The following is a 12,788-nucleotide window of genomic DNA, read 5'->3' as shown; positions in this document are numbered from 1 at the left end:
TGCGTCTACCCGCGCGTCCAAGGGTGAAACGGCGCCCGCCGCGTCAGTGGCCGGGGGGCTCCGCGACGCGTGCCGCCGCGACGATGGCGCTCACCCCGATCCCGGCCTGGTCCATCAGCTGGGTCGGGGTACCCGAGGTGGGGAGGCCCCGTACCGCCAGGTGCTTCACCCGCACCGGCTCGGCAAGGTCGGCCAGGGACTCGAGGACCGCCGACCCCACGCCACCCTCCGGGTAGTGATCCTCGACCACCAGCAGCCGACCGCCGGTGGCCCGGACGGCGTCGAGCAACCGGTCCCGGTCCAGCGGCTTGACCGAATACAGGTCGATGACCCGGGCCTTGATCCCCTCACGTGCCAGCTCGTCGGCGGCGGCGAGGCAGTTGTGCACCGTCACCCCGGCGCCGATCAGCGCGATGTCGTCGTCGTCGTCGCCGCCGCGGAGGAGTTTGCTGCCGCCGACGGGGAAGGCGTCCTCGTTGTCGTAGAGCACCGGGTACTTGCCGCGGGTGGTGCGCAGGTAGTTGACGCCCTTGCGGTCGACCATCTGCGCGACGAGGGCCGCGCAGGACACCGCGTCGCTGGGATACAGCACCGTCGACCCCTGCACGGCGCGCATGGCAGCCAGGTCCTCCAGCCCCATCTGCGAGGGACCGTCCGCCCCGATCTCCACCCCGGAGTGCGACCCGGACAGGGCGATGTCGGCCCGGGAGATGGCGGCCATCCGCACGAAGTCGTAGGCGCGGGAGAAGAACGCCGCGAAGGTCGCGGCGAAGGGCCGATAGCCGCGTACCTGCAGCCCGACCGCGGCGGCGACCAGTTGCTGTTCGGAGATGAACATCTCGAAGAACCGGTCGGGATACGCCTCGCCGAACTTGTCGGCGCGGGTGGAGTCACTGACCTCACCGTCCAGGGCGACAACGTCCGGCCGCGAGCCCAGCGCGCGCAGCGCGTCACCGTACGCGTTCCGGGTGGCCACCTTCGCCCCCTTGTCGTACCGCGGCAGCGTGGGCGGCTCGCCGGCGGGGGCGCCGGCGGGCGCGGCGGACTCGGGTTGCGGCCCGGTGACGCGGATCTGGCGTACCCCGCCGAGAGCCTCCACGGCCCGCTCGGCCATGTCGGGTTTCAGCGGCTTGCCGTGCCACCCGGGCTGGTTCTCGACCTCCGGAACCCCCTTGCCCTTGACCGTCCGGGCGAGCACCACGGTCGGACCCGTCGCCTGCCGCGCCCGGCCGAACGCCTCGTCGATCGCGGCCAGGTCGTGGCCGTCGATGACGAGCGCCTGGCAGCCGAACGCCTCGACCCGGCGGCGGTAGGTGTCGAGGTCCCATTCCAACTCGGTCGGACCCCGCTGCCCGAACCGGTTGATGTCGACGATCGCGGTGAGGTTGCGCAGCCCGTAGTGGCCGGCCTTGTCCAGCGCCTCCCAGATGGAGCCCTCGGCCATCTCGCTGTCGCCGCACAGCGCCCACACGTGGAACGGCAGGTGGTCGAGGTACCGGCCGGCGAGCGCGATCCCGACCCCGACGGGCAGTCCCTGACCGAGCGACCCGGTGGCCACGTCGACCCAGGGCAGGGCCGGCGTGGGGTGTCCCTGCAGGCGCGACCCGAACTGGCGGTAGGTCTCGACCAACTCCTGATCAGTGATCGCGCCCACCGCTTTGAAGACCGCATACAACAGTGGCGAGGCGTGGCCCTTGGAGAAGATCAGGTGGTCGTTGGTCCGACCGCGCGGGTCCGTCCACTGGTAACGCAGGTGCCGGGAGATCAGTACCGCGAGCAGGTCCGCGGCGGACAGACTCGAGGTCGGATGCCCCGATCCCGCTTTGGTGCTGCACCGGATCGCGTCCACCCGGAGCTGGGCGGCAAGCTCACCCAGTCGGGTGAGTTCCTCCGCGCGCAGGGTGCGCTCTGCTTCCATCGTCACCGGCATCGCCTCCGCAGATACCGTAGTAAGGAAAAGACCCGCATTACGCGGTAACCGACGATTTGCCAGGGGCAGAGCGGGCCGGCCACGACCGGAAGTCGACCAGCCAGCCCGCCACCGCCAGGTACGGCACCGCGGCCAGCGCGAAGGCCACCGCGTTGCCGGCCGCGCCTGACGCCCTCGGCGGCATACCGAGCCAGCCAGTTGTGGATCGTCCGCCGCGACACCCCATACCGGGCGGCGACCTCCGTCTTCGGAGTGCCGCCCAGGCACTCCATCACCCCACTAGGTCAAGCGCCGCGCCGAAACCGACGACCGATCGGCGGCCTCGTAGATCCGTCGTGCTGCCGGGCACGAGCTCAAGCGGGCGGCGTGACCGGGGACCACACGCCGAACCACTGTTCGGCGCCCCACGCCTCGAACCGTTGCACCTCGGTGAACCCCAGCTTCGCCGCGAGGCGCATCGAGCGGTCGTTGGCGGTCTGGGTGCAAAGCACCACCGGCTCGCCGGGAAGCGCGTCGGCGAACCAGCCGAGCGCCGCCGCGCACGCCTCGGCGGCGTACCCGCGTCCCCACGCCTCTGGCAGGAACAGGTAGCCGAGCTCGGCCTCCCCGGCATCCGGACGGACATGACTCCGACGCTCCGCGTCGCGCCGGTTGAGCTCGAGACCAGCAACGCACTCAACTAATGGGTTCTGTCAGCGACATGACCAACGCGGCCAACACCTCGTACGAGGGGCGCGTCACGTCATCGGGCGCAACCGGACGGCACGGGCCGGACCGTCATGAACCTCGATACCGATGAAGCCCGGAGCATCACCCACAGCCCGGATCAAGGCATGTCGAAGGGCGCATCCGCGCGGTAGCGCTTCGACCATCGTCAACGCGCTGGTCAGGCTCGCGCTGCCCCAGTCAGCCCGTGACATGATTGCGCCCATGGGGAAGCAGCAGGACGTCGGCGGGCCCGACCGTCACAGCGGGTCAGGTACCACCGCCCACCGTGCAATCGGTGGCAGCGCCGACGCGCGGCTCGCCCTCGCGCAGGACCCCGCAACGCCACAGATGACCCTCTTCGACTTGGCGTCCGACCCTTCGGCCGTGGTCCGTAAGGCGGTCGCGGCCCGGACCGACGCACCCGCCCAGGCACTGCGACCGCTGACCCGGGACCATGATCGTCAGGTCCGGGAGGCTGTGGCGAGAAACCCTTCGACCTCGGTCGCCAATCTCCTGCGTCTCGTCAAAGACGCCGACCGGTGGGTCCGCTGGGCGGTCGCCGGCAACCCGGCTTGCGACGAGTCGGTTCGCCGGGTGATGTCAGAGGCACCCGACAAGGAGCTTCGTGGCCTCCTGGCGGAGATGCGGGACTTGGAGCCCGATCTGGCCGCCAGGCTGATCGACGACGTCTCACCCGAGGTACGGGAACGACTCGCCACCCACACCCACGACCCCGACGTGATCACCGCGCTGATGGCCGATCGCACCGTACGTGTACGCAAGGGGGTCGCCCGCAACCCGCGGACCACCGCCGAGCAGCGCAGGGCGCTCGCCCAGGACCCCGTGGTCGACGTTCGTGCCGCGCTGGTCCGCGCGGTCGAGCTGGACGAGGCGGATCTGGAACGCCTCGTTGACGATCGTTCCGTGCAGGTCCGACTGGCGATGGCAACATCCGAGGTCATCCCGCCGCACATCCGGCAGGCCCTCGGCCGCGATCCCGACGATATGGTGGCCGGCGCGGCCCGGGATTTCCGCCCGGCGTCTGGCAACTCCCCGGTGACAAGGGCTCCACGCATCGGTCACCGGCGCTCCGGGACCGGCCCAGGTCGACCGGGCGGCGCCGCGCGCTAAGGCCGGCGAGAACTACGCCGACGTGCCGGGAAGAGTGCGTTTCCTTGTCGACCGCTCGTGGCTATGGCAAGAGGTGTTCGAAGCCCTTGGCGGTGCGGGAGGGAACGAACTCTGTCACCGCATACTCGGCAAGGCCGCGCTGGCGGAACGGATCCGAGGCGAGCCTGCGCTCAAGATCTTCTCGTGAGAGGTTCCGAGCCAGAATCACGCCACCGACACGGGGAACCCGACGACCGGAAGCGATGAACACCCCGTCCGCATACTGCTGGTCCAGCCAGGCGGTGTGGTCCTGAAGCGCATCGTCGATCTGGGCGAGATCGGCGAGGTAGGTCAGTATCACCACGAACATTTCATGATCGTATGCTGGCGATGGCCTGCCCTCGTCACGGGTCCCGACGTACGAATCTGCCGGCGTCCGGGCGTTCAGTGGGGAAACGCGCGGGGGATGCGTGCGCTGAGGAGTTCGTCGCGGAACGCTTGGATGCGCGTGATGACCTGTCGCCTGCCGATGGTGTTCTCGATGCGGTCGAGGTACAGGCATCGGGCGGCGAGTTCGTCGAGGTCGACGGTGAAGTAGATTGCCATCAGCGGGTTGATGAACAGGTCGCCGCCGCCGGTGCGCCGGGTGAACCGGACGTCTCCGAACGCGCCGCTGGTGGCGGCGGCGATCTGTCCTTGGACGATGCTCGGCCGGTCCGGGGTGGCGGCCTGGGCGTCGGCAACAGCAGCGCGGTACAGCGCCGCCTCCCGGCTGGAACCGGGGATGGACAGGGCGCCGAGGTAGCCGCCATCACGGTCGAGTGCGGCGAGGTTCTCCAGCACCTGGACGTGGTTGACGCCGTCGTAGGCGTCGATGCCGAAACCGAGACTGGTCACCAGCTTGACCGGCAGGTCCACCGCGGCCACGGCGGCCAGGCTGGTGATGTCCTCCACCGGGGTGCCGAGGTCGCTTTCATCGCCGCGCAGCAGGACATCGGTGCCACCATCGACCAGCACCACAGCATCGATGTTGAGTTGTTCGACCAGGTACCGGTACGCCGCCCGTAACGGCTGGACACCGAGCGGCGGAAAGGCGTACACGGTCGACGGCAGCTCCTGAGCCGCGAACCACCGGGCGAGCGTGCGTTCGGGGAAGTACCAGTCCGGGCTGGTGGTGTCCGGCTGCACCGCGGCGACGTGCTCCGCTACCCACGCGTCCCGGTCGATCAATTCGAGCTGGGAGAAGGACAGGCTGGCCAGGTGCACCTGTGCGCCGCCGCGCCACAGGGCGAACGCCAAGGGCAGGCCGGCGTACACGTCGAACCCCCCGCCCGCTCCGGCGATGAGGATGCTCCGCGCCGGAGCCAGCGCGGCAAACAGCGGCGGAACGGCCAACGAGAACGAACTGGGGGCGGCCGGCAGCGCGGCAGGATTCATCACCGCTCAATGATCAACCACGACCATGCGATCCAAGCCCTCCTGGCCCACCGCGACTGGCAACAACGATCGGGTGTACGCACATGCCGCCGAGGGCGCTCGGCAAAGATGGCTTGCCGGCGAACCCCGGATCGTCGTTGTTGTCTGACCGCGGACATGAGCACAACCGGATCAGGGCCGCGAGCGAACCCGCCCACGGCCCGCAGTGCCTGCTCGATCTCAACGCCAAGGTGCTCCGCCGTCGAGGGCTTCTCAGGTGGTGGCCTTGGCCCATCGGCTGTCGGGCGGTTCGCTGCACGGTTCCTTCGGCAGACCTCAGCTGAGCTGTTCTGCCAGGCCGACGATGATGCCCTCCGGGCCGCGGACGTAGCACAGACGATAGACGTCCTCGTACTGCGCCAGCTCGCCGACGAGCTCGGCGCCGTGGGTACGCAGGCGGGCGACGACGTAATCGATGTCGTCGACGGCGAACATGATGCGACGAATGCCCAGCGTATTCGCCGGTGCATCCTTCGGCTCGGCGCTGATCGCCTTCGGCGTGTGGAACATCGCCAGCTCGATGCGACCGTGGCCGTCCGGGGTGCGCAGCATAGCGACGTCCTGCCGGACGTCGTCGATCCCGATGACACGCTCCACCCAACGTCCCTCGATTGGCCCTTTGCCCTCCAGCTCCATGCCAAGTTCGACGAAGAACGCAATTACAGCGTCGAGGTCGTCGACAACGATGAGGACGTTGTCCATTCGCTGGATCGCCATGCTGGGCCCCTCCCTGTGCGACCACGGTGTCCGGTTCCACTGCTGAGACGGAGCCGCCAGGGCGTTCTCGACAGATCGTGCACCATCTTCTGCGAGAAACCTCATTACGCGGCGGTGCCCATCACGCGCCGGTCGTACCGATGCAGACCAACGCACGGTACGCCCGCCGGCCCCTGAAGCCCTCCCCATAGGCGATCGTCGGCGTGTACTCCATTGCCGGCTGGGGTTTGCCGACCCTCAGCCAGGCGAGTGCCAGACGTATCCACGGCGCTGTGACATATTGCCCACACTCAGGGGCCAGCGAATCCGACAGCCGATACCTACAGTCGGGCCATGAGCACCGACAAAGGCGTGCGGGTCTGGCTCCGCCGGCATGGAGCTGAGCAGATCGCGCATCCCGGGGGCAACCTGTACGCCCACCTATGTCGAGTCAGCGAACGGCTCGCCGTGCTTGGCTGCAGCAGTGAAGTGCAAGCGGCGGGCCTTACCCACGCCGTCTACGGCACCGACGGGTTCGACCTCGTCCTGCTTGATCGGGCCGATCGTGCTGTGCTACGGGATCTCGTCGGTGTCGACGCCGAGGAGCTTGTCTATCTGTATGGCGCCTGCGACCGTAGACGCAGCTGGCGGGAGCTGGCAAAGACCGGCCAGGTGTTCGACCGCTTCGTACGTCAGGTGAGAACGCCGAATGCGGCTCAACTTCGGTCGCTCATGGACCTGAGCATCGTCAACGAACTGGACGTCATCGAGCACGATCCTGCGGTGGCGGACCGGCACGGTACCTACTTCCGGGAACTGTTCGCCTCTTGGGCCCCACTGGCCTCTGAGCAGATCATCCGCGATGCGCAGCGGGTCTTGCGGCCGTGACACCCGAACCATCGGCAGGGCCACGTTCTATAGCACGCACCCCCGGTCGCGTACGCGTGCGAGCCGTCTACCCCGGCAGCTTTGATCCCTTCACTCCCGGGCATTTGAACTGGCCGCGGTGTCTTCGACTGCGGTGCGCACGGGCGCTACCGCGTCGCTGCGTGCGAGTCGCCCTTGACCCCGGAGCCTCCGGCCCTCCGGGCCGGCAGTTGCCGGCGGGCCAGGGGCTTGCCCGGGGTACACGCGCCGCATCCCCACCACGGCTTCATCGCGTAGCAAGCCAACCTCGTCACTGCGTTAAGAGACTGTGAAGTCCGGTTGATGCGTGCGGGTGCCCGCTCCACGGAAGGGTTGTGGTCTAATCGCGCAGCACCGGTGCAAGCAGGTAATCATGACCACGCGATGACAACAGGGCCCAGGTGTGCGGTGGATATCTTCCAGAGTCAGATCGAGGCGGCACAGCGCAGTAGCGAGGATCGGATTGAGGCGGCACGCCGTAGCGGTGCCTCCTCATTGGATCTCAGTGGGCTCTCGTTGGGAACCCTGCCGGAGTCGCTGGGTGACCTGACCACCCTCACCGAGCTGTTGCTGGTCGGCAACCAGCTCACTGCGCTGCCGGAATGGCTGGGTAGCCTGACCACCCTCACCCGACTTGGCCTGGGCGGTAACCAGCTCACTGTGCTGCCGGAGTCGCTGGGTGACCTGACCGCTCTCACCTGGTTGGGCCTTTCTGGTAACCAGCTGTACACGCTGCCGGAGTCGCTTTGCGACTTGACCGCTCTCACCTGGCTGGACTTGGCCAACAACCAGCTGTCAGCACTGCCGCAGCGGGTGGGTAACCTGACCGCCCTCACCCAGCTGGACCTGACCGGAAACCGGCTCACTGCGCTGCCGGAGTCGCTGGGTAACCTGACCGCCCTCACCCGATTGTTCCTGACCGAAAACCAGCTCACCGTACTGCCGGAGTCTCTGGGTGACCTCACAGCCCTCACCCGGCTGGATCTGGCCGGCAACCAGCTCACCGCGCTGCCGGAATGGCTGCGCAACCCCACGGCCGGCGAGCCGGTTAACACACCGTTGCAAGCCTGGATCGACGACACCCGCACCACCGTGGCGGGCCCTGGCGAACTCGACGCCATCCTTGACCGCGTATCGCCCAGCGGCGTGTCGCTGATCAGCGAAGACGGGGCGCGGAGCCTGCACATCACCCTTCACGGGGACCACTCCGCACTGGTGTGGGAATGCGAGGACGAGATCATGCTCAGCTGGGGCCCGGTGCCGCCTGGCGCCCCACCCGGGCAGACAGCCGCCGACGCCGAATACGCATTCTCCGATCCGTGGTTCACCGCTCCAGATGCTGAACCCTTCGAGCTCACCGAAGAGCAGGCTCGTCAAGCAGGGCACGAATTCCTGCGCACCGGCCGGCGCCCCATCAACGTCCAATGGGTTGACAAGCCGTAGGGTTCGCTGAGCGCGGCTCAAGGCCTCTGCACACAGCTCGCCGACCAAGTGACCACCCCTGTCGACCGTGCGTCATCGCTCGGCATCGCACAGCGAGGTCGGGGAGAGAAACGGCTGGAGTGGGCCGTCGTCGACGGTCCCCGACAATCGCCGGGCCACCCCGGCGAGGAGGTCGGCGACCTGAACCCGCGGATCGTCTCGGGAGTCGACTGTCACCAGCCCAGCCAGCGGCGACACCCGGGCCGGCGACGCCCCAGCCTCGTCGGAACCTGCCGGCGACGATCCGGCGCCGTCGGCCAGTACCTGCTGAAGACGCCTCAACCGGCCGGCCGTGAGGGCGCTCTGCTCGTCGTGGATCACCAGCACCTGCCGCTGTCCGCCGCTCCAGAACAAGACGGTCTCGGCCAGCGCCGGCAGCATCGGCTCCAGCGGTGGCGGGATCGACCGGTCGTCGTCGCTCAGCCTGGTCAGGACAGCCCATACGTGGGTCCGGCTGAGCCCGTCGAGGACACCGTCGGCCTGCGCGCTGAGCCCGTTTCGTACCAGCGCATCCCGCGCCTGGAAGAATCGTTCGAAGGCCCGGCTATCCGGCCGATGCCGCCGCTTGATCCGGACCAGCTCGACGAAGGCCGCGAGGAAGACACCCCAGTCGCAACCAGCCGAGCGCCCGGCCCGGTACAAGCTGAGGGCGGCCGGACGGTGGTCCTGGCTCAGGCGGGTACCGGCCGCGTAGGACGGCTCGGCGAGGAACAGGTCGACGATCCTGGTGACGAGGAAGTACTCCTTGTCGACCAGGTGGACGTGCGCCCGGCCACTCAGCGCCGCCAGGAACCACTCCAGCGCCTCACCCGCTTTCGGGTTGCGAAGGAACTGCCCGGACTTGAACTCGTTCGGTGAGTACCGGAACCCGGACCGCAGCGCCGCGATCAGCTCGACCGCCTCGCCGACGCGCAGGTCGACACTCGCGTGCGTGATTACCGGGGTGGCCGGATCGAGCAGATTGGTGCCGGAGAACCCGGACTCGTCACAGGCGATCTCCACGACGGCGCCGGCCACCACATCCACCGGCGGCAGCCCGCCCTGAAGCGGCAACCACACCCGATCCCTCACCATGCCGACCATGCTCGCCCGCCCACCCGGATCAGACCACTGAATTGCGCTCCTCGCCGGGTGCCGGTCGAGGCCGCCCGGGTCGCCGCTGCCGATAGTTCTGCCCGATCGAGAGCACTTGATTCATCGCCGATGTGGTCGCCCAGCCGAGAGCGAGGTCCACTAGGCGCTGTCTGCTTCGAGGGCGGTCAGGGCCCGGTCGAGTTGCGCGATACGGGTCGTGGCGGTGCGGGCGGTGACGAGTTTCAGGATGACCGCGTACTGCTGGGTCTTGCTGAGTGCGCCGAACGCCTGCGCCGCCCTGGGGTTCGCTGCCAGAGCGGCGGCCAGGTCGGCCGGGATGGTGGCGGTACGAGGTGAACTGCACGACGTCCGGGGTTGGCGCCACACCGGCACTGTCGATCGGCGATCCGCCGCGGTTCTACGATGCCCGCGATACGGCTCTGCTCAGCCTGATGGCGTCCGGTCTGGCCACCATCAGTGTGATCATCGGCGTGGTGCTGACGGTGGTCGTGGCTGTCCGACGCCGCTCGCACCGGGTTCGCCCCCGCCAGCAGCCCACCGACGCCGGTCATGGATGACCTCAGGGGAGCCGGTCAGAGGGCTGATCCGGACGGCCGGGTCGGCCCTTTCTGGCGTCCTGGAGACCAAGCTCGGTCAAGTTGGCAGTGAACTGGCGCCCCTCGACCGCCTCGCGCCCGGACACTGCCAAGCCGCCGCAGTTGGGACTGTTCTCAGGCGTACGGAAGGGCGCTCGCTCGGTGGGGATCGGCGCCGGCCGTGGTGGAGCGGTTGTCGCCGTGGTCGCCGTGCCAGTCGAGGACGAGCATGCAGGCGTCGTCGGGCAGGGTGGGGCCGGCGACATCGAGGATTCCATCGCCGAGTACGCGGACGACCTCCCTGGGGTGCAGATCGGCGAGGCCCGGCAGCCGTGCGGGCAGGTCGAGGCGGGCGGCACCGCGTTCCAACATGCCGTCGGTGACCAGGATGAGCCGATCGCCGGGGCGCAGCGGGACGTCGGTCGTGCGGTAGGTGCCCTGACGCCGTACACCGAACGGCGGATCGACCGGTAGCGCGAGGGGCTGGACGGTTCCGTCGCGCACCAGGAGCGGGGTGGGGTGGCCGGCGTTGACCATGGCCAGCACACCGGTGCGCAGATCGAGCCGGCCGAGAAGTCCGGTGGCGAAGGTGAACCCGCCCGGCGGGTTCTCGATCAGCGCCGAGTTCGCGGCACGGGCCTGGTCCAGCAACGTGTGACCCCGGCGGCGGGTGTGCCGCAGGCTCCCGACGCAGAGCGTCGCGGTCAGTGCGCTGTGCACGCCGTGCCCCACGGCGTCGGTGATGCTCAGGTGCAGCAGGTTGCGCGCGAGGCTGTAGTCGAAGGTGTCTCCGCCGATGCTGGCCGCCGGCTCCAGCCACGCCGAGAGGGTGAACGAGCCGGCCTCGCAGGTGAACGAGGAGGGCAGGAGCCGGCGCTGGATCTCCGCGGCGAGGGTGAACGGAGTGGTCCGCTGACCCCATTCGAACAGGTCGGTGTGCCGGCGGGCGGCGATCACCACGAAGGCCAGCGCGTGCGCGGCCCGGGAGATCTCGGCCAGCGCGGCGTCGTCCGGCGCGACCGGCAAGGAGATCTCCAACAGCCCGATCGCCTCGCCTCGTTGCGTGACGGGCGCCATCACGACGTGATCATCTCCGCGCGGACAGACCTGCACGCGCTGGGAGCGCAGCGCCTGTTCCTGTGGCCCGCCGTCGAAAGGCAGCACGGTGGCGACGTCCTCGTCCTGCTGGCGTCTGCCGGGCCGGTCCCCGAATGGAACGTCGTGGGCCAGCCGAACGAGAGCCCGGCCGCTCATGTCCGCGACGAGGAACGACACCCATCGCGCCCCGAGGTCGACGCCGATGCCTCGGGTCACCGCCTCCACCGCGTCGACCGGGGCGGCGTCCTCGGCAGCGCGCAGTACGTTGCCCAGGTCCACGCCGCTCCACCGGTTCTCGTTCACGCGGCAGAGCATAGGCCCACCGACCCGACAAGCCGTCCAGCACGGCCCCGGGCCGGCGCCCGGGCTCAGTTGAGCGCTGCCGGCTTTCCGACCCGTGGCGCTCCGCGCCGAGAAGGTTCTGCCCCTCTGGTGGGTGACGTGCCGGGCGCTGCGATCAGCGCCGAGCTGCCCGCGGGTGCGTCTCGTACATGCGGGCCCAGGCCAGGAGGCCGGAGGCGGCGGTGAGGGCCGCGACGACCCAGATGGCGGCGCGGATGCCGGCGAGGTCGGCGACGGCTCCGGCGAGCAGCGCGCCGACGGCGAATCCGCCGTCGCGCCACAGCCGGTAGACGCCGACGGCGCGGGCCCGCCAGGTGGGGTGGGCGACGTCGCCGACGGCGGCGAGCAGGGTGGGGTAGACGGCGGCGGTGCCGGCGCCGAGCAGCACCGCGGCGGCGGCCCAGCCGGCGAATCCGTCAATGAGGGCGATCCAGGTAAGGGCGACGGCTTGGGCGAGCATCCCGGCGACGATGAACGGTTTACGGCCGTAGCGGTCGGATGCCTGCCCGGTGATGAGCTGCCCGAGCCCCCACACGGCGGGGTAGAGGGCGGCGAGGATGCCGATCTGGGTCAGGGACAGCCCGGCGGTGGCGAACAGCAGCGGGAACAGGCCCCAGGCCAGGCCGTCGTTGAGGTTGTTGACCAGGCCGGCCTGGCTGGCCGAGGAGAGCGCCGGTTCCCGCCAGGAGGCCAGCGCGGCGACCCGGCCGGTGGACAATCCGTGGTGATGCTCGGCCTTGCCGGCGATGTGGGTGGTGGCTTCCAGGTGGGCGTGACCGCGGGTTTCGCGTACGAAGGCCACGGACAGGCCGAGGCCGAGACCGGCATAGGCCAGGGCCAGCAGGAACGGGGCGGGGCGCAGGCCGTGCTCGGCGGCGAGCCAGCCGGTGACCAGGGCGGTGGTGGCCACGGCGAGGTAGCCGGCGGCCTCGTTGAGGCCCATGGCCAGTCCCCGCCGGGAGGGGCCGGCGAGGTCGATCTTCATGATGACGGTGGTGGACCAGGCCAGGCCCTGGCTGACGCCGAGCAGGACGTTCGCGGCGACGATCCAACCCCAGGACGGCGCCCAGATGATCATCAGGGGTACGGGGATGCCGGCGAGCCAGCCCGCGATCAGGACCGGCTTGCGGCCGTACCGGTCGGACAGGGTGCCGGCGAAGAAGTTGGTGACGGCCTTGGTGGCGCCGAAGGCGAGGATGTACGTCAGCGCCGCGGTGTAGGCGGCGAGGTGGAATTCCTGCTCGGCGAGGAGCGGCAGGACGGTGCGTTCCGAGCCGAGCAGCCCGCCGACCAGAGCGTTGACCGCGACGAGCAGCGTGAACTGGGCGGCGTTGGCCCGCAGGCCCAGCCGTAGCGCCGAGGTGCTCATA

The 12,788-nt window shown here is 69.4% G+C and carries 13 protein-coding genes and 1 pseudogene; 4 read left to right on the top strand and 10 right to left on the bottom strand.

From position 1 onward, the window contains the following. Positions 1 to 43: 43 nt before the first annotated feature. The 3 genes and pseudogenes from AC5RWQ_RS11155 to AC5RWQ_RS11145 form a co-directional block, all read right to left on the bottom strand. Complete coding sequence (locus tag AC5RWQ_RS11155; RefSeq protein ID WP_494282721.1) at positions 44 to 1,918, bottom strand: transketolase; 1,875 nt, start codon at positions 1,916 to 1,918, stop codon at positions 44 to 46. 2 nt (positions 1,919 to 1,920) lie between these two features. Continuing rightward, positions 1,921 to 2,202, bottom strand: coding sequence for a helix-turn-helix domain-containing protein (locus AC5RWQ_RS11150; RefSeq protein ID WP_494282720.1), 282 nt, complete (start codon positions 2,200 to 2,202; stop codon positions 1,921 to 1,923). 81 nt (positions 2,203 to 2,283) lie between these two features. After that, a pseudogene (locus AC5RWQ_RS11145) lies at positions 2,284 to 2,559 on the bottom strand (GNAT family N-acetyltransferase); the annotation flags it as partial. A 301-nt stretch (positions 2,560 to 2,860) separates the two neighbouring features. Here AC5RWQ_RS11145 and AC5RWQ_RS11140 point away from each other — a divergent pair. Then, positions 2,861 to 3,769 carry a hypothetical protein gene (locus AC5RWQ_RS11140; protein WP_494282652.1) on the top strand — a complete coding sequence of 303 codons (909 nt, stop codon included), beginning with the start codon at positions 2,861 to 2,863 and terminating at the stop codon, positions 3,767 to 3,769. A gap of 61 nt (positions 3,770 to 3,830) precedes the next feature. Here AC5RWQ_RS11140 and AC5RWQ_RS11135 read toward each other — a convergent pair whose 3' ends face one another. The 3 genes from AC5RWQ_RS11135 to AC5RWQ_RS11125 all read right to left on the bottom strand — a co-directional run bounded on the left by AC5RWQ_RS11135 (position 3,831) and on the right by AC5RWQ_RS11125 (position 5,941). After that, positions 3,831 to 4,118 (bottom strand): YciI family protein, encoded by a 288-nt coding sequence (locus AC5RWQ_RS11135; RefSeq protein ID WP_494282651.1) that lies wholly within the window; start codon positions 4,116 to 4,118, stop codon positions 3,831 to 3,833. 74 nt (positions 4,119 to 4,192) lie between these two features. Further along, the gene (locus AC5RWQ_RS11130) at positions 4,193 to 5,185 is read right to left on the bottom strand and encodes a DUF1152 domain-containing protein (RefSeq protein WP_494282719.1); all 993 of its coding nucleotides are present in this window, start codon (positions 5,183 to 5,185) and stop codon (positions 4,193 to 4,195) included. A gap of 315 nt (positions 5,186 to 5,500) precedes the next feature. Continuing rightward, positions 5,501 to 5,941: a VOC family protein gene (locus tag AC5RWQ_RS11125; protein ID WP_494282650.1), complete on the bottom strand. Its 441-nt coding sequence runs from the start codon at positions 5,939 to 5,941 to the stop codon at positions 5,501 to 5,503. A 333-nt stretch (positions 5,942 to 6,274) separates the two neighbouring features. Between AC5RWQ_RS11125 and AC5RWQ_RS11120 the strand changes: the two genes are divergently transcribed. After that, complete coding sequence (locus tag AC5RWQ_RS11120; protein ID WP_494282649.1) at positions 6,275 to 6,808, top strand: DUF6817 domain-containing protein; 534 nt, start codon at positions 6,275 to 6,277, stop codon at positions 6,806 to 6,808. 426 nt (positions 6,809 to 7,234) lie between these two features. Then, positions 7,235 to 8,269, top strand: coding sequence for an Imm1 family immunity protein (locus AC5RWQ_RS11115; protein WP_494282648.1), 1,035 nt, complete (start codon positions 7,235 to 7,237; stop codon positions 8,267 to 8,269). Positions 8,270 to 8,341: 72 nt separating this feature from the next. Here the strand turns inward: AC5RWQ_RS11115 and AC5RWQ_RS11110 are convergent, their stop codons facing one another. Beyond that, complete coding sequence (locus AC5RWQ_RS11110) at positions 8,342 to 9,382, bottom strand: DUF3800 domain-containing protein (protein WP_494282647.1); 1,041 nt, start codon at positions 9,380 to 9,382, stop codon at positions 8,342 to 8,344. A gap of 159 nt (positions 9,383 to 9,541) precedes the next feature. Continuing rightward, the gene (locus tag AC5RWQ_RS11105) at positions 9,542 to 9,769 is read right to left on the bottom strand and encodes a YdeI/OmpD-associated family protein (protein ID WP_494282646.1); all 228 of its coding nucleotides are present in this window, start codon (positions 9,767 to 9,769) and stop codon (positions 9,542 to 9,544) included. Between AC5RWQ_RS11105 and AC5RWQ_RS11100 the strand changes: the two genes are divergently transcribed. After that, positions 9,736 to 9,960 carry a hypothetical protein gene (locus AC5RWQ_RS11100; protein WP_494282726.1) on the top strand — a complete coding sequence of 75 codons (225 nt, stop codon included), beginning with the start codon at positions 9,736 to 9,738 and terminating at the stop codon, positions 9,958 to 9,960. The two genes, AC5RWQ_RS11105 and AC5RWQ_RS11100, sit on opposite strands and share 34 nt — an antisense overlap. A gap of 153 nt (positions 9,961 to 10,113) precedes the next feature. Here the strand turns inward: AC5RWQ_RS11100 and AC5RWQ_RS11095 are convergent, their stop codons facing one another. Both AC5RWQ_RS11095 and AC5RWQ_RS11090 read right to left on the bottom strand, forming a co-directional pair. Continuing rightward, positions 10,114 to 11,379, bottom strand: coding sequence for a PP2C family protein-serine/threonine phosphatase (locus tag AC5RWQ_RS11095; RefSeq protein ID WP_494282645.1), 1,266 nt, complete (start codon positions 11,377 to 11,379; stop codon positions 10,114 to 10,116). A 154-nt stretch (positions 11,380 to 11,533) separates the two neighbouring features. Further along, the gene (locus AC5RWQ_RS11090) at positions 11,534 to 12,787 is read right to left on the bottom strand and encodes an MFS transporter (RefSeq protein WP_494282644.1); all 1,254 of its coding nucleotides are present in this window, start codon (positions 12,785 to 12,787) and stop codon (positions 11,534 to 11,536) included. Position 12,788: the final 1 nt, after the last annotated feature.

The organism is Micromonospora sp. BS32, assembly GCF_059089345.1.
This window is presented reverse-complemented; position numbering and strand designations above follow the sequence as displayed.